Source organism: Romboutsia lituseburensis (assembly GCF_024723825.1).
GTDB classification, from domain to species: domain Bacteria; phylum Bacillota; class Clostridia; order Peptostreptococcales; family Peptostreptococcaceae; genus Romboutsia_F; species Romboutsia_F lituseburensis_A.
Genome location: NZ_JANQBQ010000001.1, coordinates 1 through 23,385, shown reverse-complemented (window position 1 = coordinate 23,385; position 23,385 = coordinate 1). Strand labels below are relative to the sequence as shown.

Sequence of the window (23,385 nt, the reverse complement as noted above, 5' to 3'; positions counted from 1 at the left end):
TCAAGATAGTTTTTTAATTGTAGTTATTTTAAGTTTTTGTTAATACTTACTATATTTAATTATATCACGTATATATTTTTCAAATTTTACCATTCAAGTCTGAAATATGACCATTTACGCAATTATTTAGGTTTCACACTCAAATTAAATAACCATGCTCTCCATTTTTCTTCAAACTCAACTTTGTCTTCTTTAATAAAGCCTATAACATCACTACTTCCGCAGTTTCTCATTATATTAAGTACTTCATCAAATCCACAAGTATCATTTATATACTTAACAAGAGTCCATCCCCAATCATATGAAAGCATAACATCATCAATTATATCTGAAATTTTAGGTATTTTATTATTTGCTATTCCATCAATTACAGGTTTATTAAATTCATCTTCATACTTATATTGCTCTGATAAATATACAGCTAAACCTTCACTAAACCATCTCGCTATATTCTCCATATCTACACTTAAATGTTCATGAAACATATGAACCATCTCATGCATTAAAAGTCTTTTGTACTCTTCATAGTCATACTTATATATTGAATCAGTTTGGTATGCTGATGGGCATAGAAGAATTAAATCAATTCTTTGAGGCTGTGCAATTCTCCCTTTACTTGTGGGCATTTTTATATTAATTTTCAAGATATTTGGTACAAGATATTCAAATTCATTTCTATTCGGTGCTAGATATATATTAATTTTATTTTTAAATATATCTTCTTCTACTAAAAGTTCTTTATATAATTTATTTATACATATCTTAGCGTTTTCTAAAGTTTCTTTAGCAAATACATCATTGTTATAAAATACAACTACATTTTCATCCTCTACACTATTGTATTGAATATTATTAATCATTTTAATAGCTCCCCAACTCCTTTTTATTCAATTGTAGCAGAAATTTTTAATCTAACAATAAAATATCATGTATTTATCACAAGTTAAATAAAAAAACAAATATCCATAATTCTATGGTTATTTGTTTTTTATAATTTATGTACCACTTATCAATCTTATTTAAACATCTCCTACATATCTGCTTGTTATAATACCAGTACTTATTTAATATTAGTAACCCTAAATTTATTACTACAATGAAGCAATAAATATAACGAAGGTAATGCAATCCAAATAAAATGACATACTGTTTTAACATTATTAGCATCAAAGTAAAAACTTAATATAATCATTAAAATTCCAATTAAAAATGATAAATATGCAAAGCCTTTACCTGCATATTTCCAAATTTTTTCATCCCCCATTGCCCAAGTATTGCTTGCACATATGTTTTTATAAATTTGTAACTTAGGTAGTGAATTTCCAAAATACATAATTATAGCAGCATTTATTATAACTAATATTTTATCAGTAGCTCCAGAAGAAAATATATCGTCTAGCCCTATTGATAGAACTATAAAGCTACCTATAGCAAATATTAAAAATATTATTTGTAGCTTTTGAGCAGTTTTAACTTTAGGATTATCTTTTGAAAGCCCTAAAGTTTTTGGTGCATTTATACAGTTTATAATTGATAATGTTGCAAGTAATATTAAACCTACAATTTCCATAATACCCTCCTATACTTTTTTAAAAATATCTAAAAAATTTCCAAGTACTTCTTGAAGAACTGATAAATTTATAGAATAAATTAAAAATTGTCCCCTTTTTTCTGAGCTAATAAGCTCAGCTTCTTTTAAAATATCTAGATGTTTAGATATTGCAGGCTTAGACATATTAAAATGGCTGGCTATTTCTCCTGCATTCATATCTTTTTCATTAAGTAACTTTAAAATTTCTCTTCTAGTTTGATCACTTAATGCTTTAAATACTTTTACCATAGTGTCCTCCTTGCTATAAATATAAATATTTAACTAATTAGTTAAATATTTATATTTATAGTATATACATTAATGTTAAATAAACCCACTATTTTTATAAATGTTTTATAAAATAATGAATTTATTCTGATAATATAATTAACAGTTATATATATCTGCATTATATATGATACCTGCTTTTTATAAATTATATAATCTTACGTATATTATTTGATAGCCATTCTTCAAAAAACTTTAATTGTTCTTTTGTGTGAAAATAATGTTCCCCTTCATCCATTACAGCTATATTACACTTAAATTTTTCTACAAACTCAAATATAAAATTTATTTCACATAAATCATCTTTTGATCCATATAATATGTTTGTTGAATTATTCCATGTATCAATTGGATTATCTTTTACATAACAATAATAGTCCCAATATAGCTTTTGTCCTATAGGCGTTTCTATTATTTTTTGATTTTTTAATTGTTTCTCATCTATATTAAACCATTTCATCATGTTATTTATAATTCTTTCCATATTCACAACTGGTGAAAGAAATAGTACTTGATTTATAGGTTCATTTTTATATGCTAGTAAGCTAAAATATGCCCCCATACTACATGCAAACAAGCTAATATTATTCCAATATTGTTTTGCATAACTCATAATTAAATCAAGTTCTCTTACACAGTTCTGTACTTTACATGGTGTTCCTTCTTTATCTCGTTCACCATGCTCAGGTAAATCAAAACTAATCACTTGATATCCTAATTTCACAGCTTGTTCTGCAAATATGGAAATGACATCATCTTCTTTGTTTGACATATTTCCATGTACTGCTATAAATATATTTTCTGAACTTTCTCCCCATAAAATTGCAGGTATTTCTTCTATTTTAAAATACTCTTTTATCATCATATCCTCCTGTATTGTAGAAGTTTTATCCTCCTTTTTAACCTATTTCTTTCTCAAATATTATTTGATAACAATATGGACAATACATTCCATTACTATCTACTGGTGGAACAACTATTTGCTTTAATCTCCATCCATTTTTTGCTTCTTCATTAATAATATTTTTACATTTTTCAAAATGATCGCCTTTTTTTACTTTAAATCCTTGCTTTAATGGCACTTCTATAAATTTATATTCAAACATCATATCCCCCTCTACGAAAATTGTACTACATAATCATATTTATAATATATAAAGATTTTTCACAAAATGCACTCTACAAATTGGACTCTACCTTTATATCTTCTGATTTTAACGATTTGATTGAGTTTTAATTCTATGATTGATTAAACCATTTAAAATAGCAAATAAAATCACCATAAAACCAAGATATCTTCCTGATATTACTTTTAACATTACTAATAGCCCCATTATTGCATAAGAAAATCCAGTAACTAAATCTATAAATAATTTAATTTTATTATATTTTCCTATACATGTTTTATCATATTCTACTATAGCTACAATAACAGATGAAATTCCCAAAATCACCAATGATACACTTAAAAATTTTATCATCTTTATTTCTCCCCCTAAATTCCTATTTATCTATGTAATATCAAAGGTTACGTTACTTCACATTATATAACAATTGTGCACTTTAATTATACAACTAAATAATATTTTTATTTTGCTGTCTTAAACTATTTAAATTTAAAAAAAGCAAAATACATAATTAATAATATTGCATATACATGCTGAAGAATAATATTAATAAATATATACTTTTTAGTACTTTCACTTTCGCTCTTATAATTTAAATATTTCAGAGTATATTTGCCTCTAATCCATTCAGATGTTAAAGCTACTATAATCATTAATACGCTTAAATACATATTTATCTCTAAAGATATAGCGATGGCAATAAAAATTATTATGTTTGATATAAGATTTTTTCTTGAAAACTCTAAATCTTCAATTTCCTCTAAAAGTTCTTCATTTGGCTTAAGTTTCTTTTTTAATAAATCATCTGATAAAGTGATAATTATTAAAAGTAAAACAATAATAATAATATTCATAGTGTTTCCCCCAAACTCATAACAAATAATATCCTCTGTATAATTAACTAAGTAAATAGTATCATACATATTTTTATTTCACACTATATAATAATTTTGAACTTGTTTTCATTACAATACTTACTAATTATCCACTATATAAATACCAAAACCTTTAGCATACCAACAAATAAACGCCATAAAAGGATATAGTAACATTATTGTGTACCATATCACATATAGCTCATAGGATTAAATCCTGTAAAAACAACAGTATACATATGATAATTAACTTTGATTATACTATCTATTATTATATTTAATCTCTTAATTAAAAAGTATATAATATATTTGCTTACTGTGAAAATACACCATTTATATATTTGAACACAATAAAAGCATCTATTTTAAAGATGCTCAATTACCTTTTTAATATATCCTTTATAAATCTTATAACTAAATATCAAATTATTCCTCTGTAATACTCCTTACTTTTATGTTTTCAAATTATATAATAACTATGAACTTACTATATTGAAGTCGTAATAAAAATGAATATTCCTATTATACTAAGAATAATAACTTCTAACTTTTTTCTTCCTAATTTATAAGAATTATATGCTAGTACTAATAATTCTAATGCCATAACCGTAATACAAAAACCTATCAATTCAAAATTAGGAATAACTCCCATTCCTGATAATATTGATATAATAACGACTATGCAACTCATAGATATAACTAAATATTTAATCAGTTTATTATAATACATCTTTTCCCCTTTTTAAAATTCATAATATATAACAAATTTGAATTTATTTTTATTATCATATTTATCCAATTACCAAATCTATAAATGTACTCTCTTTTCACTTTTTATTTTAATGGATTTATTGATATAAATTTAATATATAAGAATTCTATTGATATAAAATTCACTTAATAAATTGTAATTTATATATCTTATATATTCTCCGAAGCCATTCTTAGTCGATAGAAAAATTGAAGCCATTCTACTTGATTTTCTAACGATTCTTTAATATTAATAAGAGTCCTTTTACCAATACGTCTATCTAATATAGCAAACATTCTTTCCAACGGATTTTCAGAATTTATACTATCTTGAATACTCTGATTTCGATAGTTTTCAAGAGCTTCACAGAATTCATTATCAGTATATTCAGGTCGATATTGCATAGAAATAGTATCCATAAGCTCCCAAAATCCATCCCAATATCCTATGATGCCAACAGTATTTGAGTCTTTTTTATGATTATTTTTAATGAAATATGTATTAACTGTTTCCCAAGAAAATTGTTTTATCAAATTGTTATCAATATAAATTTCAAAAATACGGCATCCATCCATACCAATATATGAAGTACAGTTATATCTAACTCGTCCATTCAAACATTCAGCAAGCATTTCTTTTTCAAGATATTTACGCATACTACTCCAAGAACCTAATATTTTACCCATTCAACTCCCCCCTATCAATTCTTATTTATCTATTTAATCTTAAAAGTTACGTTACTTCACATTATATAACACTTGTGAACTTTGATTATATTATACATAATATTGAATTATTTTCCAATTATAGAATAGTTTCATTGATTCGAAGTAGTAAAAACTACAACCACTGATTACGATTTAAGATTGTATTCTCATTAATAATTATTAATGGTAAAATATTCATAAATAAATGTACTTTTACTATTAAGAAAATATAATATCTAGAAAGGAATTCAAATGAAAAAAAACTTTAAAATAATATCTGTAATATTACTAGTCATTGTATCAATTAATGTATTTTTCTATGTAAGGTACTTAAACCTTGATACTTATACATGGAATACTGATGGTACACTGTTAATATTAGGAGAGAAACAATATAAATGTGAGCCATTAGATAATTCAGTAGATTTAAATCTCGATAAGCAAATAGGTAAGATTCAGGACGAAGACTCTTCCTTTAGGGTATGCTCTATTAAGGGAGAAAGTATCAATGATCGTATAGCTATTAGAGGCTTTATGTTTCCTGCAGAGGCATATAGTCGCATTGATACGTATATAAAAAAATAGCAGCATATGCTCCTACATCTTGATTCATAATATCTTAAATGACTAATCTTTTTATTTCACATTATATAATAATTTTGAACTTATTTTTATTATTATATTTACTAATTATCTACTCTATAAATATACCCTTTTGGCTTAAACAATCAGCTCACAGCGGCACAGCTCGACGAATATGAAAAAGTAGTGAAATACCAAGTGTTTATATGATCTTTAGCAGACTTGAAATATAGTCTGCTATTTTTATGTGTTGACGATATGGTATTAATTGCCTATAATGTACTTATACAATAAGTACACTATATTACGAAAGGAGATGCCATGTGGAAATTATAATCAGTAGTAATACAAGTAAGCCAATCTATGAACAAATAACATCACAAATGAAAGCTATGATTATGAGTGGAGAGTTAAAAACAGGAGACCCAATCCCTTCTATGCGTTCACTTGCTAAAACAATTCATGTTAGTGTAATCACGGTTCAAAAGGCTTATGAAGACTTAACACGAGATGGTTTTATTGAAACCACCGTAGGAAGAGGAAGCTTTGTAGCTGCTCAGAATAAAGATTTCATACAAGAAGAGCAGCAAAAACAAGTTGAAGAGCATTTAATGATAGCCGCTGATATTGCTCGCACCAATGGTATTAAGTTAGAAAAAATAACAGAACTACTTAAAATATTCTATGAGGAGGATTAATAAATGGATTACGCTTTAAAAGTTGAAAATCTTTGTAAGGTTTATGAAAATACGGATTTCAAATTAGATAATATAACTTTTAGTATTCCTAAAGGCTCCATTTTGGGGTTTGTGGGAAAAAATGGTGCTGGAAAAAGCACCACAATCAATTCAATTTTAAATATTATTAAAAAAGATAGTGGAACAGTAAAATTTTTTGGTTGCGATATGACTGATGATGTCACTTATATTAAAGAAGACATCGGTGTTGTGTTCGATACAGTTAATTTTCACGAAGATTTAACGGCAAAGAATGTGGAAAAGATTTTGTCAGACATCTATACAAATTGGGATAAAGATTTATTTTTTTCTTATCTTGAAAAATTCAAAATTCCGAGTGATAAAAAGATAAAAACATTTTCTCGTGGTATGACTATGAAATTATCAATCAGTATTGCTCTTTCTCATAAAGCTCACTTTCTAATTTTAGATGAAGCTACAGCCGGTCTTGACCCGGTTGTAAGAGAAGAAATTCTGGATACATTTTTAGATTTTGTGGAAGATGAGAATAACTCTATTTTAATATCATCTCATATATCCAGTGACCTTGAAAAAATTGCTGATTATATTGCGGTTATTGATGATGGTAAAATTATTTTAACAGAAAGTAAAGATACTTTAATTTATGATTATGGTATTGCCCGTATGAAACAAAATGATTTTGATAAACTTGAAAAATCTGAATATGTTTCTTACAGACAAAGAGGCTTACAGATTGAGGTTTTAATTTCGGATAAAATTAGTTTTTCAAAAAAATATCCAAATGTTACTTTAGATGTAACAAGCATTGATGAAATTTTACTACTTATTACAAAAGGAGAACAAACAAAATGAAAGGTTTAATAAGAAATAATTTCTATTCAGTTGGCAGTGCTTTAAAATGGACAATAGCTTTTTGCATTATTGTAAATTTTGCAGTCATAATTGGAGCAGTGCAATTTTCTAACAATGACAGCTTTTTAGCAATATTGATACTTGGACAAATAGGCGCTTTTACAGGTTTAACTAGCACTGCGCTTCAAAAGGATAACACTTCAAACTGGAGCAAATATGAAAGAACTTTACCAGTAAAAATACGTGATATTGTAATGGCAAGATACATTTCCTTCCTAATTTTTTCTTTTATAGGAATTTTACTTGCCACACTTACTGTAGTGTTATTATCTGTTATTTCAGCTCAACCAATGAACCTAGAAAGAATAGGCTATGGATACAGTTTTGGAATTATATTTGCTCTTTTAGTTCCAGCATTTTTGTATCCATTAGTATTAAAATTTGGATCAGATAAATCAGAGATAATGCTACTTATTTCCGTTGCAATTACCCTATTTTTATTTAATGGTGGAAGTGTAATTTTAACACCATACTTGATTAATCTAAACAATGCAAATATAATTTATAGAATATCTTGTATTGCTATTAGTGTGGCAATGTTTATATCTTCTTATTTTATCTCTCTTTCTATATATAAGCGAAAAGAATTTTAATTTATTATTATTAGCACACCATCATATCAAGCCAAAACAAGAAAATCGAATAAAATCTTAATAACAAAGTGCCTACCGATGTAACAGTTGATAGGCATTTATTTTTTTGTACCTAAAAAAATAAGTTGATGTTACTTCACTACACCGCAATTTAATTAACATATCTATAAATCACTCTATAATTACTACCTTAATATATAAAATTATTTCCTAAATAATTTTAATATAACATATCTTATAAACTTCCTATACTTATCTCAAGAAACAAATAAAACTTAAGGAGGTACAAACATGGCAATAGCTACTAAGAATCCATCAGGATTAAAACTAAAATTCCAAATAGGAACAGATGAATTAACAGGAAAAGCAAAGGTAAAAACAAAAACTTACTCAAACTTGAAATCATCAGCATCAAATGATGAGGTTTATGCAGTAGGAGAAATATTATCAGCTCTACAACGCTACACATTATTAGAAGTAGCAAAGATAGACAACACAACACTATCAGCATAAAATAAGATCAATGAAACTATGATTTACACCAACTATATATCTAAATGATATGTATTTGTATAAAATTTACTTTAATTAAAAAATGGGGGTATTTATTATGGAAATAAAAAAGAAATTAGTTATGAACTTTAAAACAGTACTAGGAAAAAAAGTTGCTATATCAGTTGATAATCCTAGAGAAAATTTAAATGAAAGTGAAATAAAAACTGCTATGGAAAACATATTAGCTAAAAATATATTTACAGCAAATGGTGATGATTTGGTTTCATGTGTTGATGCTAAAATAGTAGAAACTGGAACTACTGATTATGATTTAGGATTATAATCTAAGTGATGATTATTGATGGTAATTTACAAACAATCATAACTAATATGGGTTTTCCAATAGCTCTTTCTATGTATTTATTAGTTAGGATAGAAGGAAAGCTAGCTAATTTAACAGATAGTATCAATGAATTATCTAAAAACATATTAAATATAAAATAAGGTAGGATAATGTACGTCACCCCAATTATTGGACAAAAAATCTAATAATTGGGGTGTTTTTATAAGGCTAAATACTTTTTATATTCTTTAAATTATTATAATTAATTAACTCATTTTACTTGTTAAGTATAATCATAAAAATATATGTTTTTCAAATATTAAAACAGAGTGCTACTGCTCTACTTTAATTACTACTTTTTAAATACTGTAATATTTTATAACCATCACTTGTACAACCAACGTAAGGTCTAAAAGAATACTTTATAGGTAAAATAGTTATTAAAAATTCAAATGCACTAAATAAAAACAACCCATTTAATGATAACATTAAAACATATGGTAAGCTTGAATTTATTAGATAAATATATAGCGAGATTGAAATTAATAGTGTTGTCAATGGACCTCCTAAAATCATAAAAATCAACTTAATTCTATTATCTATTGGTGTCAAATTTACATAGCCATAAGACACATCTAGTAAAGACTTATATCCATTTAGATTAATTACCAATCTATTTAGTTTTATTGTCTTATTTAAATTAGAATTTCCTATGTTAATAATTACTTCTCCTTTTGTAAATATCAATGCTGGAATAGTATGGCCTAACTCGTGGAGTAGAGTTAGTAAAGGCATAAAAATAATATAAACTAATGGGTATATTATAAAATCTATAAAATACATAAAATCCCCCCTTGAAAGTAATTATATTAACTTTATACAAAATATATAATTACTTTTTTAAATATATAAAATTTCCTATACTTATCTCAACAAAAAATAAAATTAAATTGATTATAAATCTAAAATTTCATAAAATAAAAATACAAGAATGTGCTTATTCATAGTATAATACCTTTTTTAGATACAACAATTAAAGGAGTATTAAAATTACTATAAATATAAATTGGAGAAAATATGATGTTTAAAGCAAAGAAAAGAAAAATTATATTATTTATAGCTAGTGTTAGTATTGGGTTATTTACTTTTTTTAGATGGCAAAATAACTCTATAACTATAAGTCAAATAGTATTTAAAAGTGATACTATTCCAGAAACATTTAAAGGGTGTAAAATTTTACAAATATCAGACCTTCATAACAAAGAATTTGGAAGTAAGCAAAATAAAATATTAGCAAAAATAGAAAAAATAAATCCAGATATAATAGTTGTTACAGGAGATTTAATTGATTCAAATAACACAAATATTAATACTTCAATGGAATTAATAAATAAAGCAATTAATATTGCACCAATCTATTATATTTCTGGAAATCATGAGGCTTGGTCTGGTTCATATGAAGACCTTAAATCTGAGTTAGAAAACAGTGGAGTTGTAGTTTTAGATAATAAAAAAATTAAGTTTTTTAATAGTAGTGATTCAATCGATATAATAGGATTGGCTGATACTTCATTTATAAAATCTAATTTGTTAGAATATGATAGCAATATTGAAACTAAGAACTTGTTAAACAAGTTAACTAAAGGTAGTACTAACTTTAAAATATTACTTTCTCATAGGCCAGAATTATTTGATATATATTCAAATAGTAGTGTAAACTTAATTTTCTCTGGACATGCTCATGGAGGTCAATTTAGGCTTCCGTTTATAGGTGGATTAGTTGCTCCAGACCAAGGTTTTTTCCCTAAACTAACAGAAGGTATTCACTCAAATAATAATACATCTATGGTTATTAGCAGAGGTTTAGGAAACAGTATTATTCCATTGAGAATATTTAATAAACCTGAACTTATAGTTGTTACATTGTCAAAATAATATTGACTTAATTTTATGGGCATTTTAAATTATATTGTAAATATTTAAACGTTTATTATTAAGTTAGTTAAATGTATTAATAAAAATATATGTTTTATTGAGCACAAATAAAGTATCTCAATTAGAGATACTTTACTATCTTTTAAATATATTTTTTATAAACTTTATACCAATATAACAAACTCCAATTATAATTAAACTAAATATTATTATATTGCTCCATGATATCCCTATTAGTGGCTTAAACTCCATATTTCCCCCTAGTTGCTAATAGTATAAATTTATCTACTTTCTAAATTATTAACTTTTTTCTCTAAATTAGATATTCTATTTTTTATTAATTTTTTATTTCTTCTATGTTTTTTTATAAATCCATATATAGCAATAGGAATCAATATCCATAGTATAGTATTTAATATTTGAAAGAAAAATTCATATGTAATAGACACAGCTTCACTCCCTTTATATGCTTAATTTGCAACATTATCTATCCCATTATAACATAATTAATAGTTTTTTACTGTCCACTAAAACAGATGTTTTCGTGAACACGTATCGTTATAATCATTTATAGTTTACCAAATATCTAAGAACTGTTTTTAATTTAGAAGCTTCCGCTTTTCTAAAATCTGAAAGATAAATTTCTTTATGAGCTAAAGTTTTTATTTCTAGATTATTTTCAATACAAAACTCTTTCATAACTGAAAAAGTTCTTGGTTCATCATCATATGGACCAACATGAAGCATTTGAACACAAAGACCTTCTTTGATTGATTCAAACTCTACTTTTTCTAATAATGGATGTGGTTTCTTCTTTTTAACTATTTCCATAGCTGTTTTTACAATTTCTTCTGTTACAAAATCAGGTTGTCTAATCATTAATTTATAAACAAGCTCGTCTTTATTTAAAGTTTCTTCTAATCTACCTTCTTCTGTTAAATCCCATATTCCTTCTAAAGGATATACTGTATATTCAAAATATCCATCTGGATTTATTCCATTTTTAGGCATCATCCTGATTGCATAAGACAACGAGTATAATACGCCTATACATTCTTTGAAGGCTTCTGTATTTGGGTTCCCTTGTCCTTTTAATGTGAAATACTTAAATTCTGGTATTTCTACTAACTGTGGTTTTTCTTTTGGTATATAATATTCCTTTTCTTTTTTTCTCCACTCATATTTCATAATTATTCCTCCTTAGTTATTAGGATTTCTATTTCTGCAATATATAATATAAATAACAATACCACATATATATAAGGAAGAATAGCAGTATTAAATACATATCATTTAGTACTTCCACTCCCACCCTTATCATTTAAATATTTCAAAGCATATTTACATATAAAAAAGTTAGGACTAAAGATATTTTTGACATCATATAAATAAATAGCATCTTAGAGATTTGATTTATAATATTAAACTCGAGGAAGGTGAAATTTAATTGAATATAAACAATTTAATAGATAAAGATTTTAGTGGAGTAATACGTATAAAAAAATGTGAAAATATCATTTTAGAAAAAGCACTTGGATTAGCAAATATTTCATATAATGTAGATAATGAAATTGATACAAAATTTGCTATAGCTTCAGGAGGAAAAGTTTTTGTTGCAGTTGCAATTCTAAAATTAATAGAAGAAAAAAAACTTGCCTTTGATGATTGTATAGGTAATCTTTTAGATATAGATTTAAAAGAGATTGATCCTAAAATTACAATCCACCAATTATTAAATCATACTTCTGGAATTCCAGATTATTTTGATGAATCTGTTATGAAAGATTATGATGAACTATGGAATGATTATCCTAACTATAAAATAAGAAATTCTATAGATATATTGCCACTTTTTATAGATAAGCCAATGATGTATCCAAGGGGGGAGAAATTCCAATATAATAATACTGGATATGTAGTTTTAGGTCTTATTATTGAAAAAATTTTAAATATTCCTTTCGATAAATATCTAGAGGATATTATATTTAATCCTTGTAATATGTTAAATACAGGATATTATGAACTTGATAGGCTACCATCAAATTGTGCTACAGGATATATTTATGATGATGAAAGAAAGGAATTCTATAGTAATATTTATAGCATAGATGTAAAAGGTACTGGAGCAGGAGGTGTATTTACAACCATTTCAGATATTGATAAGTTTTGGGAAAATCTATTAAATAGAAAAATACTTTCAGATAATATGTTTTCTAAAATGCTCTCACCACAAGTAGATGAGCAGTGTTATGGTTATGGAATTTGGTTAAAAAAGGTATCAGATGATATATTTACTCCGTATTTACAAGGATGCGATCCAGGAGTTAGTTTTCTAACATCTTTTGATAGACAGAGAAATACGTGTATTATACTAATAAGTAATTTTGGTTCTAATGTATGGAAACTACATAAGGATATAATAAGTGAGTTGCTGTAATAAATTATATAAATAATCACATCTTAATATATTTAAAATATCAAGATGTGATTATTTACATTACCATAAAGAGTCCAACTTATGGGTCTCAGTACAAATATCCTACCTTATTATTTTACATATACTCCAGATACATATGCGTATCCATCTTTGTATTTAATTTTATGCCAATCAAATTTAGTATCTATAACTTCAACCTTAGTACCTTTTTCTAAAGTTCCTATTGTATTAAAGTTGTTACCTCTACCGCTCATAACATTTACATCATTTAATACAATTTTATTACCATTTAGTACTTCTTTATCATTATTTGTATGGTGATTTTTATTATCATTTTTATCTTGGCTACTTGAATTATTTGAATATAAATAATCTTTTATTCCTTCAACTACTCCATCAGCTACTTTTTCTTGATATGCTTTTGTACTTAAATTATATCCTTCATTATTATTTGATATAAATCCACACTCTAATAATATAGAAGGCTTTTGATTATCTCTTAATACTTGAAGGTTTCCTTTTCTTACATATCTATCTTTTGCCTCAGTATTTGCCAATACATTTTTATGTATAGACTTTGCTAACTTTTTGTTTGAATTCCCCATATAATAAGTTTCTACACCATTAGCATTTGAATTTTCAGATGCGTTTTGATGTATTGATATGAATAAATCTGCATCTGAATTATTTGATTTGATTGCTCTGTTTAATAATGATACATATGTATCATCATCTCTTGTCATTTCAACAGCTATTCCTTCTGCTCTTAATTTGTTGCTTACTTTATTTGCAATTTGTAGGTTTATAGAATCTTCTATATGTCCACTGTACGCACTTCCATTATCTTTGCCTCCATGTCCAGGATCTACAATTACTTTATAGCCACTTGCATTTGCTATATTATAATTTGAAACTATCATAGTTGATAATATTGATAACATTGCTATATTCTTTAGTGTCCTTTTTCTCAAAATGTCTCTCCCTTGCATGTATATATTTTTTCCTTTTTATTATATATTTGTTATTCGCAATTTTCAACTTTTTATGACACTATTTTTCATTTTTAGATATTATTTTGAATATATTCTATAATTTAATTTCTTTCCTTTTATAGTTATCAAGTAATTTTTACTCATTTCAATCAACCTGCTACCAATAGCCTCATCAATATCTAAAAGCTCCTCAAAAGACTTTTCCGTACTAACAATTATAGGTAAATTATTAAAATATCTATGGTTTATAAGTTCAAAAACAATATTTATATCACTGTTTGTAATATTTCCTTTAAACAAATCATCTATTAAAAGTACTTTGGCATTTTTATATCTATTCATAACCTTATGATAATAAACGTCATCCATAATGTTTTGTTTTATACTTGTTAAAACATCTCTATAGCCCATATATACAACACCAATTTGATTTTCCATAAGTTTGTTGGCTATAGCTAATGATAAATGAGTTTTTCCGGATCCTACTTGCCCCATAAACATAATAGAATTATGTCTAGTATCTAATATGTTTTCAAAATCTTTAACATATTGTTTTGCCTTTTTATATGCATCTATAGTTTGCATACTATGTGAGTAATCGAAATTATCAAAGGTTTTACTTCTAAATTCTTTACTTATCCCGCTTTTTTCAAGTATTGCTTGTGCTTCTCTCATTTCTCTACATTCACAAGGATATGCTTCATTGTCTTTTATAATAAATGTCATATCTCTACATTTAGAGCATATGTATTGTATATTTTCATTTTGTAAGTTCTTCAAATTCTCTTCTTGCTGCTTGTAGTTGTTCTTCTGTTGGTTTTTGATAAAGTCCATCATCCTCATCTTCAAGTGATTGGGCATATTTAGATTTTGAATGCTTGTGTTTATATTCTCCATTTTTTCCCCCCTTATTTTTTATTTGATATTCATAGTTTTTTAAATCATTTATATTTTTTATATTATTTTCCGTCCATTTTTTAATTATTCCACTTATATATCCTTTGTTCATCTTGCCTTTATTTGTGGCTATTTCTATGGCATGTTTAAATAATTCATAGTCTATTTCTTTGTATAATTCATATAACCAAGTCTCTATTAGGTTATTTATAATCCCTATATTTTGTTCATATAAAATTTTATATTTATCTATTTCTTCATTATAATTCCCTTTATTATTTATATTTGCTTCTTTTGTCGTTAATCCTTTTACACTTTGCTCGTTTATATTTTTTTCTATAACTTGAATTTCTGGATCACTTAAATTATTTTCATCATTTGTTGTTAGTTCATCTATATTTATTATGTAATTTTCAGATTTACATTGTTGTAAAAATAAGTTTATAAATGACTTATTCTTAATTTTTGATAATTCATTTTCTATACATTTTTTAACCTTTGGGCTATTTATTTTATTGTATCTTAGCCAGTTTTTCACATATATTTCTTTAGTTTCATTGCTATATACTATTTTCCCATAGCTTTCAAACCTTTCTAAAAGCTTTTCTACACTTTCTCTGTTATACCCAGTTTCTGTTTCTATTATTCTCTTTGGTAATTCGTATATGCCACATTGGCTTGTTTTACTATTTGTTAGTAAGTAAATGTAAAAATACTTTTCTTCTGGTGTTAAATCTAGTATAAATCCATCTTGCCAATAATCTATTTGAATGTTTCTATAAATTGCCATATTCTCCCCCATAAATTCATTTTATATAAATCTGTTATTAAATCCTAAACACTCTAGTATTTGTAACTTTCATATATTTTGCTGCTATTTCTGGTTGTTCTTTTTTAAGTAATTTTGTATCTATCGTAGTTTTACTTTGATTTTTCCAAGTTATTTTTCTATCTCCTATATAAGCTAATTCATATTCTTGTATTTGATCTTTTAAATATTGTTCTATAGCTTTTTTCTCTTTTTCATATTTTTTTATATCTTTATGTAGCTCATCATATCTATTTAAAATACTTTCTTTCTCAAACAATATTAATGTATCTTCTTTGCTGTATTTATATTTATTATTTAAGTAATTAGAATATTCAAAGCTTCCATCTGTCATAGGTATTTTATCTCCTATTATGAAGTCATTCCAAAAGCTTTCTTCTAATTTCATAATATCTTTTATAATATTTTCTTCTCTATCTATTTTATGAATTATTAATTCTTCATTTCCTATAAGTGCTGCTACATAAGCATGAGTAGCTCCACTTACTGCCATATAGTGATAGCATTGAATTTTATATTGTAGTGGTACTTCTTTTATCCATTCTTTTTTTACAAAGCTATTTGTAACTACACATTCTAAAAATGCTTTTTCTCCACTTACTGCTTTGTCTATATTAGCTATGGCAAATGGATATTTATCATTTTTTAGTATCCCATTTACACTTCTAACTTTTTTTCCTGTTTTTAATGTAAATTCACGTGCTACGAAGTTTTCTAATTTGTTACCTAATTCCATTTTGTAATTTTTAGACTCATCATGATTTTTATATAACGATGAATCTAAAATATTATTACTTTTATAGTTATTATTTAAACCATTTTCTTTGATATCATTATCTATTTTATCTAAGTAAACAGTTATAGCACTTTTATAAGGATTTGCTCCAACTACACTAGCTGCATCACTACCTCCTATACCTTCTTTCCTAGCTTTTAGCCAATCATTTTTACTCATATCTTTTGTTTCATAAATTACATTTGCATCTAAGTACTTTCTAGATTTTAATTTTTTTGTTTTTAATATTTTATCCTTTTGATTATTGGTTTTAATGTCACAATCTGTGACTATTATATTTTCTACGTTATCTGCCGTTACATTTTCATTTGTTATTGTTTTTAGTATTTTGCATAATTCAATTTTTGCTAAGTATTCATTATTATTTTGTAGTGTTATAGTTATTTGGTTCATTTCTTTTCCCCCTGTTATTTAATTCGTCTTAAATATATCTTCATAATTGCAATCAAGTACATTTTTAATTTTTACTGCAACCATATGTGATGGATTTCTATCACCACTTTCGATTCTATTGTAATGAGTTCTACATATTGATACTTTGTCAGCTACTTCTTGCTGAGTCATTTTTTTCTTTTTCCTTTTTTGTATAAGGTTACTTTTCATAACATATCCCCCTTTTTACGTGCCCTTTAGTGACGTTTTATAATTACAGTATAGTGTCGTATAGTAACTAAATCAAGTATTTTTTACAAATTTTGTTATTTTTATCACTAAATGTTTACTAGATGACACATTTTATAGTAAAATGTAATTAGGAAGATACTTTTTTAAAAATGAATTTGTTTAAATTAAATTTTATATTTTTAAATTTATATAAGTTACGTGTATTTTAAATTTAAGTAGGTGGTGATTTTATGTCATTTGGTTTGAGATTAAAAGAGCTTAGAACAAAACGTAATGTAACTCAGCAACAACTGGCTGATTATATTGGTGTTGGAAGAACTGCTATTGCAGGATATGAAACAAAAGACAAGTGTCCTGATTTTGATAAGCTTAGACTTATTGCAAAATTTTTTAATGTTACTACAGATTACTTGTTAGAAATTGATGATAATGAAAAAAGATTATACAATAGTGATACCACTATTGCTACTCATAGAGTGAATTTTGGTGAAGATTTACCTGAGGAAGCTTATGAGGAATTGGAGTCAATTTTAAATTATATAAGGCATAAATACAAAAAGGATTAATTTTTTCAGGGGGATTTTGGGGATTATGGATAAGTTAGAAGAATTGTTCAAGTTATGCGAAAAAGAAAATATAAAAATTGAGTACGTTACTTTTAGTTCAAGTGTACTTGGTCTTTATGTAAAAGATATAGATACTTATCCTGTTATATTGTTAGACAAAAGTTTATTAAGTGATAGGTTAAAGTCTATGGAGGTACTGTCTGAAGAAGTTGGGCATTTTTATACTACTACTGGAAATCATGCTATTAGATTGCTTCATTATAGCAATAGATTGTGCTTAAATAGTGTAGAAATTAAGGCTTGTAGATGGGCGTGCAATTTCCTTATTGATGATGAGGATTTAGTTAAGTGTGCTCTGTGTTCTACTGATTTCTATGAACTTAGTGAAATGTTAGATGTTCCTCATGTGATGCTTTTACATAAGATTAAATTTTTAAGCTTAGAAAAGGATTTTATAACTTCTAAATGTGGTCATACGCTATATATAGAAAATGGGTCTAGGTTGTACTTTAAATAGTTACATACCTTACCCATTTTATTTTTATATTAATTATTTGACTCTCTTGAACATTGGATGGTTTTCACTAAACTCTATTAAATCCCATAAGTTACCGTATAAATCCTTAAATACCGCAACAGTTCCATAATCCTGTTCTTTAGGATCTCTGACAAATTCTATACCTATATCTTTCATCTCATTATAATCACGCCAGAAATCATCAGTTCCTAGGAAAAGAAAAACTCTTCCACCTGATTGATTTCCTATGAAATTCTCTTGTTCTGGTTTAGATGCTCTTGCAAGCAGTATTGCTGTCCCATTTGAACCTGGTGGAGATACCACTACCCATCTTTTATCTTGTTCTGGTTGATATGTATCTTCTATTAATTCAAAATGAAGTTTATTTGTGTAAAAATCAATGGCTTCATCATAGTCTTTTACTACTAAAGCAATATGTACAATTGACTGAATCATAAAATTTCCTCCTTTATGCATTCTAACTATCTATCTAAAAAGATTATCACAACTACTAGTCCTATTATATCATGATTAGTATACCAGATTATGATATAATGCTAAGATTAATTATTCTCTTTTTATTAATATAAAATTAATATTTATACTCCAAATACACAAAATCTTATAAAATCCACAAAAGCATGTGAACCCATGGCCGATACTAAATTAAATTTTCTTTGCATCAAAGCAAAAGGGATACCAAATAAAATAGAAAGCATAATCATGTTTGAAATACTGAAATTTTGAAGATTGAAGTGAATAAGAACATGTGGGACAACCATAATTATATAGCATAAAACATTTTGAAATTTTGAAAGCTGTTGATTCTTAACTAAATGAATGCATAGCGCAAAGAAAAATAATCTAAAAAATATCTCTTCAAACACACCTGCTCTTAAAGCATCCAAAATCCACTTAATTTTAAAAGATACATTGATCGGTATAGAATTCTTTGCTAAAAAAACATTAATAAAACCCAAAATCCCTCCAATTATGAAAATCAATGCTAAGGTAATTAAAAAATTATTGTTTTTATTATTTTTAAATAAATAAATTTTAATATTACTATTTTTAAAAATCATCATAGAAGCTATATATGGTAAAACTACAGAGAATCCCATAACAGGACTTGATGGAATACATAAAAGTCCAAATATAATTCCCATTGTAATATCAAATTTATTAAAGCTTTTGTAACTATAAATTATGTAAATGGCAATCAAATTTATTATAATAAACCATAAAAATACCATGTTTAACATGGCAGATAAAAACCATAAAGTAATGAATGAAGTTAGAAGTGAAAATAACTTTATAGTATTTCTTTTCATAACACCCCTCCTAAAAAATATTAATGCAATTTTATTCTCCCTTCAATATTTTGTAATTAAACTTAGAAATCTCAAAAACATTTTCAAATGGTAATATAACTACTTTTTTTATTAAAGACAATTCATTATAACTTAGATTTCCTGATTCATAATAAAACTTTTCTAATTTAGTAAGTTCAATTTTAGTTAGTATTGAGACAGTCTCTAACGAAAATTTATAATCATCAATAAAATGATATAATAATTCTAAAAAACTTAATGTGATTTCATCATTTTTTTTAAATAAAGGTTTTTGTGCTATATCTTCATTAAATTCCATGTAATCACCTACCTATTCTATTTTTTATTTTTTAAAAAGGTTGGTTTTAATAGTAATTTTCCTGCTATTATAAAAATACACATAGCTATACCTAGTGATGCCATGTTAGAAAGGTTACCTGGTAAGCTTTTAAATACAGGTTCCATTAATAAAATCACTCCAAGTACTGCCATCGCAAGACCTAAATAAGAAAGTAATCCATATCCCTTGCTATACTTTCCATGCTTATAATGTTTTACAAGAAAATAAATTCCTAAAAGGAATGTTAAAATTCCACCACAAACCAAAATCCTTAATATCATAATTTCCTCCACCTTTAAAAACTATATTTAGGCCTTTTTAATTAACCTTTCCAATAAACTCCATTTGGCAGTCTTTGCAAATATCCCTTAAATTTTTCTCTTACTTTACCTGTATTTGCATTCCTTACTATTACATTTTCATGATACTCTGGTTCATCTTGCCATTCACAGAAATACAAATCTTCTCCATTTCTAAATAACAAGCTCTCTGTTTTACCTATATCTATCTTTTTATTTTCTGGCCAAACTATCTCAAATACTCCATCTTTTCCATCTCTGTAAAGCATGGGTGGTGATGATTTTAGAATAAGATTGTAGCAATCTTCAACTATATCTAGTGGCAAAACTTTAATTGTTTCAAGTCTTTTTTCCTCTGGAAAATAACAACTTATGTAAATTAGCTTTTCATCAAAGTCAACACTTAAAAAGAATAGCTTACCATTATCCCAAACCGGACTATCTATATATAAATTTTCCCTAAGTTCAAATGGACTATGAACAAATCCATCCGGAAAATGAATTAAATTACAATTCATTCCAGGAAATTTTTCACCAGATTTAATCATCTCCTCAGCATCATATATATCGCAAAATATATCTTTAGGTTCTTTACAAGAATACCACTCAGATGTTCCTTCAATTTGTTCAGGACAACATTCTGTTGATATATCTATCTTTATTACATTCATCTAGTATCCTCCTATGTATATAAAAAATTGATATAGATTCTACTTTATATAATATTAAATACATTTTCTATTATTTTGTGTTTTTGATTATTTATTAGAATCTATTATTTCAACTAGTTTTTCATATGTTTTTTCAGTATCACTACTATTTTTATCATTATAAATAAGCAATCCATTTTCTAATTCAATTCTTATATATGGACTTTTATTTTTATAAATGTACACACTAGCATCTTGCTTATACCCTTCTATTTTACAGGCTCCCCTTATGTAAGTTCGTGTACCTGTCCCTTTTATTCTATGTATATTATTAATTTCATCTAAGAGTTTAACATTTTTAATATCTGATACTTTAAATGAATCTGCTCCTACTTTTACTATATTGTCTTTTACAGTTAATTTGTGAGGAGAAATATCTACCGTACTAAATATAATAGCAGGTATTGCTATTATTATTAAAAGTACTAATACTACTATCCTTTGGTACTTATCTACTTTCTTGTCAGTTTCCATAAAAATCCCGTTATCTACTCTTTCATTTATTTTTTTCTATATTTTCCCTCAATATTTATTGTATAAATAGCCATTGCTATAATAAGTTCAAAAATAACACCTATTGATGGAATTATTATAAGAGGTGAGTTTTCATCTACTAGTAATGGTAATCCTAGCAATATAAAGAAAAAACCATATGAGCACCATAGTTTGCCTAAAGCTTTATTGTAAGCTTTTACATTTTTTACTTCTATGGGAGCTGTTTTTGAATTTGACCAAAACCCAAATGCTACTTCTTTTTTAGAGTTGATGCAATAAATTCCTCCAACAATAAATAATATTCCAGCTAACGCCCATATTATAAACCCCATTATTTTACCACCTTTTTATTAATTTATTTTCTATTTTCCCCCATAATTTCACAAAAAGAAATAGTCTATCTCTTTGAAATGTATTTAATATCCCACTTTTTATTTTTATGAACCAAATCAGCCGAATAATTTGCGCGATTAATATTTCGTTGCAAATTATTATACATTTCATCCATATCAAGAAACTTTCCTATAGTATAAATTGGGACTTCAATTGATTTATCGCACTTAGAAAAATTATTAAAATCTATCAATAATCCATCATTGGCTAGATTTAGCAATTCTTTTTTTACATCATCTGAAAATGGATATATTTTTCTTCTCTTTGATGTTGATACTGTATCAATTATTTTATTACATATTATCTCTTGAAAATCGGAATATTCTTTACAGTATAATCTACAAAACCATCCATCATCATGTGCTAAATAAGCATATCTATTTTGAATTTTTTCAAAGAAAGGACTATTAATTGGCTTAAACATATGTCCGAGATAAAGTAATTCTGCAAGTTCCGTAGGTTCTAGTTTTTCTAGATTTTCTCTATTGTCAAAATCTACCCATGCAAAATCACCATACCCGTAGATATCTTCACCTAAAAACTCTTCCATTTCATCATTTTCAACTGCATGTAATTTCACTTTCGAACTAAATCCTCTTCCAAAATATTCACCCTCAAGAATTAATAATTTATTAATTTCTACAGGATTATATTTAATAAATTCATTTAACTGCATTCCATAATATACCAATTCATTATTCTCTGGAAACGCATTAATTAAAATACATCTCTTAATCTTCTCATTTAACACTCTCCACTATTATTTTTTTATCGTCTGTTTAAAACCATTTTTCAAAATCTATATTGTTTTTATTTAAAATAATCTCAAGTTCTATATCTCCACTAATACAAAGTCCTTCATGTACTACTGTATATAGCACACATGCATCATTATTATAAAATGATATATCTATCTGTCCATTACACCCAAAAGTATCATAATATCCAGTATTATCTTCTACTCTATATTCAAAAAATTTTTTATACTCTTTAAATAACTTTAAAGTTTTTTTATTGCATAAATATGTTCTAATTATGGACTTAGGTGCCTTTACCATGCCTGGCCATTTTTTAACTTTCTCTTCTCCTATACAAAATGCCATTAATTCATCAGTAAATTTTACTTTTTCAATATTTTTTATATCTTCATACATATTTACAACTTTGAATCGATAACATATTTTAAATAAATAATTTATTATTGTATAGTAATCATCTTTGCTTTTAACATTTACCGACAT

At 26.0% G+C, this 23,385-nt stretch carries 37 protein-coding genes; 11 read left to right on the top strand and 26 right to left on the bottom strand.

What is annotated here, in order from left to right; all coding sequences use genetic code 11:
- Positions 1-122: 122 nt before the first annotated feature.
- From NWE74_RS00185 to NWE74_RS00145, 9 genes are all read right to left on the bottom strand, one after another.
- On the bottom strand, positions 123-860 hold the full coding sequence (locus NWE74_RS00185; RefSeq protein WP_258241240.1) for a hypothetical protein: 738 nt from the start codon (positions 858-860) through the stop codon (positions 123-125).
- 200 nt (positions 861-1,060) lie between these two features.
- Positions 1,061-1,570 carry a hypothetical protein gene (locus NWE74_RS00180; protein WP_258241239.1) on the bottom strand — a complete coding sequence of 170 codons (510 nt, stop codon included), beginning with the start codon at positions 1,568-1,570 and terminating at the stop codon, positions 1,061-1,063.
- A gap of 9 nt (positions 1,571-1,579) precedes the next feature.
- Positions 1,580-1,840, bottom strand: a complete 261-nt coding sequence (locus NWE74_RS00175; RefSeq protein ID WP_258241238.1) for an autorepressor SdpR family transcription factor — start codon at positions 1,838-1,840, stop codon at positions 1,580-1,582.
- A 187-nt stretch (positions 1,841-2,027) separates the two neighbouring features.
- The gene (locus tag NWE74_RS00170; RefSeq protein WP_258241237.1) at positions 2,028-2,741 is read right to left on the bottom strand and encodes an alpha/beta hydrolase; all 714 of its coding nucleotides are present in this window, start codon (positions 2,739-2,741) and stop codon (positions 2,028-2,030) included.
- A 37-nt stretch (positions 2,742-2,778) separates the two neighbouring features.
- Positions 2,779-2,985 (bottom strand): DUF4177 domain-containing protein, encoded by a 207-nt coding sequence (locus tag NWE74_RS00165; protein ID WP_258241236.1) that lies wholly within the window; start codon positions 2,983-2,985, stop codon positions 2,779-2,781.
- A 108-nt stretch (positions 2,986-3,093) separates the two neighbouring features.
- On the bottom strand, positions 3,094-3,360 hold the full coding sequence (locus tag NWE74_RS00160; RefSeq protein WP_258241235.1) for a hypothetical protein: 267 nt from the start codon (positions 3,358-3,360) through the stop codon (positions 3,094-3,096).
- Positions 3,361-3,485: 125 nt separating this feature from the next.
- A complete protein-coding gene (locus NWE74_RS00155) occupies positions 3,486-3,860 on the bottom strand; it encodes a hypothetical protein (RefSeq protein ID WP_258241234.1) in 375 nt (124 codons plus the stop codon).
- Positions 3,861-4,368: 508 nt separating this feature from the next.
- Positions 4,369-4,611, bottom strand: a complete 243-nt coding sequence (locus NWE74_RS00150) for a hypothetical protein (RefSeq protein WP_258241233.1) — start codon at positions 4,609-4,611, stop codon at positions 4,369-4,371.
- Between the two features lie 191 nt (positions 4,612-4,802).
- A complete protein-coding gene (locus NWE74_RS00145; protein ID WP_258241232.1) occupies positions 4,803-5,318 on the bottom strand; it encodes a hypothetical protein in 516 nt (171 codons plus the stop codon).
- Positions 5,319-5,591: 273 nt separating this feature from the next.
- Here NWE74_RS00145 and NWE74_RS00140 point away from each other — a divergent pair, with 273 nt between their 5' ends.
- The 7 genes from NWE74_RS00140 to NWE74_RS00110 all read left to right on the top strand — a co-directional run bounded on the left by NWE74_RS00140 (position 5,592) and on the right by NWE74_RS00110 (position 9,144).
- A complete protein-coding gene (locus tag NWE74_RS00140; RefSeq protein WP_258241231.1) occupies positions 5,592-5,924 on the top strand; it encodes a hypothetical protein in 333 nt (110 codons plus the stop codon).
- Between the two features lie 320 nt (positions 5,925-6,244).
- Positions 6,245-6,619: a GntR family transcriptional regulator gene (locus tag NWE74_RS00135; RefSeq protein WP_094369153.1), complete on the top strand. Its 375-nt coding sequence runs from the start codon at positions 6,245-6,247 to the stop codon at positions 6,617-6,619.
- Between the two features lie 3 nt (positions 6,620-6,622).
- Positions 6,623-7,492 carry an ABC transporter ATP-binding protein gene (locus NWE74_RS00130; protein WP_258241230.1) on the top strand — a complete coding sequence of 290 codons (870 nt, stop codon included), beginning with the start codon at positions 6,623-6,625 and terminating at the stop codon, positions 7,490-7,492.
- Complete coding sequence (locus NWE74_RS00125; protein WP_258241229.1) at positions 7,489-8,145, top strand: ABC-2 transporter permease; 657 nt, start codon at positions 7,489-7,491, stop codon at positions 8,143-8,145. The genes NWE74_RS00130 and NWE74_RS00125 overlap by 4 nt, the downstream gene beginning before the upstream one ends.
- A gap of 291 nt (positions 8,146-8,436) precedes the next feature.
- Entirely contained in the window at positions 8,437-8,658 is a 222-nt protein-coding gene (locus NWE74_RS00120; protein WP_258241228.1) for a DUF1659 domain-containing protein, read from the top strand.
- Between the two features lie 97 nt (positions 8,659-8,755).
- Entirely contained in the window at positions 8,756-8,983 is a 228-nt protein-coding gene (locus NWE74_RS00115; RefSeq protein WP_258241227.1) for a DUF2922 domain-containing protein, read from the top strand.
- 14 nt (positions 8,984-8,997) lie between these two features.
- Complete coding sequence (locus NWE74_RS00110) at positions 8,998-9,144, top strand: YvrJ family protein (protein ID WP_258244396.1); 147 nt, start codon at positions 8,998-9,000, stop codon at positions 9,142-9,144.
- A gap of 184 nt (positions 9,145-9,328) precedes the next feature.
- On the opposite strand, the gene NWE74_RS00105 is transcribed toward NWE74_RS00110, so the two are convergent.
- Entirely contained in the window at positions 9,329-9,826 is a 498-nt protein-coding gene (locus NWE74_RS00105) for a hypothetical protein (protein ID WP_258241226.1), read from the bottom strand.
- 237 nt (positions 9,827-10,063) lie between these two features.
- On the opposite strand from NWE74_RS00105, the gene NWE74_RS00100 reads away from it, so the two are divergent.
- Positions 10,064-10,918, top strand: coding sequence for a metallophosphoesterase (locus tag NWE74_RS00100; RefSeq protein WP_258241225.1), 855 nt, complete (start codon positions 10,064-10,066; stop codon positions 10,916-10,918).
- 281 nt (positions 10,919-11,199) lie between these two features.
- Here the strand turns inward: NWE74_RS00100 and NWE74_RS00095 are convergent, their stop codons facing one another.
- Entirely contained in the window at positions 11,200-11,367 is a 168-nt protein-coding gene (locus NWE74_RS00095) for a hypothetical protein (RefSeq protein WP_258241224.1), read from the bottom strand.
- Positions 11,368-11,482: 115 nt separating this feature from the next.
- Positions 11,483-12,106 (bottom strand): GyrI-like domain-containing protein, encoded by a 624-nt coding sequence (locus tag NWE74_RS00090; RefSeq protein WP_258241223.1) that lies wholly within the window; start codon positions 12,104-12,106, stop codon positions 11,483-11,485.
- A gap of 259 nt (positions 12,107-12,365) precedes the next feature.
- On the opposite strand from NWE74_RS00090, the gene NWE74_RS00085 reads away from it, so the two are divergent.
- Positions 12,366-13,355, top strand: a complete 990-nt coding sequence (locus NWE74_RS00085) for a serine hydrolase domain-containing protein (protein ID WP_258241222.1) — start codon at positions 12,366-12,368, stop codon at positions 13,353-13,355.
- A 110-nt stretch (positions 13,356-13,465) separates the two neighbouring features.
- On the opposite strand, the gene NWE74_RS00080 is transcribed toward NWE74_RS00085, so the two are convergent.
- The 5 genes from NWE74_RS00080 to NWE74_RS00060 all read right to left on the bottom strand — a co-directional run bounded on the left by NWE74_RS00080 (position 13,466) and on the right by NWE74_RS00060 (position 17,472).
- Entirely contained in the window at positions 13,466-14,326 is an 861-nt protein-coding gene (locus tag NWE74_RS00080; protein WP_258241221.1) for an N-acetylmuramoyl-L-alanine amidase, read from the bottom strand.
- Between the two features lie 99 nt (positions 14,327-14,425).
- A complete protein-coding gene (locus tag NWE74_RS00075; protein WP_258241220.1) occupies positions 14,426-15,127 on the bottom strand; it encodes an ATP-binding protein in 702 nt (233 codons plus the stop codon).
- Positions 15,108-16,034, bottom strand: coding sequence for a DnaD domain protein (locus NWE74_RS00070; protein ID WP_258241219.1), 927 nt, complete (start codon positions 16,032-16,034; stop codon positions 15,108-15,110). Before NWE74_RS00070 ends, NWE74_RS00075 begins: the two co-directional genes overlap by 20 nt.
- Positions 16,035-16,071: 37 nt before the next feature.
- The gene (locus NWE74_RS00065; protein WP_258241218.1) at positions 16,072-17,262 is read right to left on the bottom strand and encodes a YqaJ viral recombinase family protein; all 1,191 of its coding nucleotides are present in this window, start codon (positions 17,260-17,262) and stop codon (positions 16,072-16,074) included.
- Between the two features lie 18 nt (positions 17,263-17,280).
- On the bottom strand, positions 17,281-17,472 hold the full coding sequence (locus tag NWE74_RS00060; RefSeq protein WP_258241217.1) for a helix-turn-helix transcriptional regulator: 192 nt from the start codon (positions 17,470-17,472) through the stop codon (positions 17,281-17,283).
- 251 nt (positions 17,473-17,723) lie between these two features.
- On the opposite strand from NWE74_RS00060, the gene NWE74_RS00055 reads away from it, so the two are divergent.
- Both NWE74_RS00055 and NWE74_RS00050 read left to right on the top strand, forming a co-directional pair.
- Positions 17,724-18,059, top strand: coding sequence for a helix-turn-helix domain-containing protein (locus NWE74_RS00055; RefSeq protein ID WP_258241216.1), 336 nt, complete (start codon positions 17,724-17,726; stop codon positions 18,057-18,059).
- 25 nt (positions 18,060-18,084) lie between these two features.
- Positions 18,085-18,576, top strand: a complete 492-nt coding sequence (locus tag NWE74_RS00050) for an ImmA/IrrE family metallo-endopeptidase (RefSeq protein ID WP_258241215.1) — start codon at positions 18,085-18,087, stop codon at positions 18,574-18,576.
- A gap of 33 nt (positions 18,577-18,609) precedes the next feature.
- Here NWE74_RS00050 and NWE74_RS00045 read toward each other — a convergent pair whose 3' ends face one another.
- From NWE74_RS00045 to NWE74_RS00005, 9 genes are all read right to left on the bottom strand, one after another.
- On the bottom strand, positions 18,610-19,032 hold the full coding sequence (locus NWE74_RS00045) for a VOC family protein (protein ID WP_258241214.1): 423 nt from the start codon (positions 19,030-19,032) through the stop codon (positions 18,610-18,612).
- A 143-nt stretch (positions 19,033-19,175) separates the two neighbouring features.
- Positions 19,176-19,907, bottom strand: coding sequence for a type II CAAX prenyl endopeptidase Rce1 family protein (locus NWE74_RS00040; RefSeq protein ID WP_258241213.1), 732 nt, complete (start codon positions 19,905-19,907; stop codon positions 19,176-19,178).
- A gap of 31 nt (positions 19,908-19,938) precedes the next feature.
- Positions 19,939-20,226, bottom strand: coding sequence for a hypothetical protein (locus NWE74_RS00035; RefSeq protein ID WP_258241212.1), 288 nt, complete (start codon positions 20,224-20,226; stop codon positions 19,939-19,941).
- A 17-nt stretch (positions 20,227-20,243) separates the two neighbouring features.
- Complete coding sequence (locus NWE74_RS00030) at positions 20,244-20,528, bottom strand: hypothetical protein (RefSeq protein WP_258241211.1); 285 nt, start codon at positions 20,526-20,528, stop codon at positions 20,244-20,246.
- A gap of 41 nt (positions 20,529-20,569) precedes the next feature.
- Complete coding sequence (locus NWE74_RS00025; protein ID WP_258241210.1) at positions 20,570-21,217, bottom strand: hypothetical protein; 648 nt, start codon at positions 21,215-21,217, stop codon at positions 20,570-20,572.
- A gap of 87 nt (positions 21,218-21,304) precedes the next feature.
- Positions 21,305-21,730: a hypothetical protein gene (locus NWE74_RS00020; protein WP_258241209.1), complete on the bottom strand. Its 426-nt coding sequence runs from the start codon at positions 21,728-21,730 to the stop codon at positions 21,305-21,307.
- Positions 21,731-21,756: 26 nt separating this feature from the next.
- The gene (locus NWE74_RS00015; RefSeq protein ID WP_258241208.1) at positions 21,757-22,083 is read right to left on the bottom strand and encodes a hypothetical protein; all 327 of its coding nucleotides are present in this window, start codon (positions 22,081-22,083) and stop codon (positions 21,757-21,759) included.
- 65 nt (positions 22,084-22,148) lie between these two features.
- A complete protein-coding gene (locus NWE74_RS00010) occupies positions 22,149-22,820 on the bottom strand; it encodes a hypothetical protein (protein ID WP_258241207.1) in 672 nt (223 codons plus the stop codon).
- 103 nt (positions 22,821-22,923) lie between these two features.
- Positions 22,924-23,385: hypothetical protein (locus NWE74_RS00005; protein WP_258241206.1), on the bottom strand; the 462-nt coding region annotated here is incomplete at its 5' end.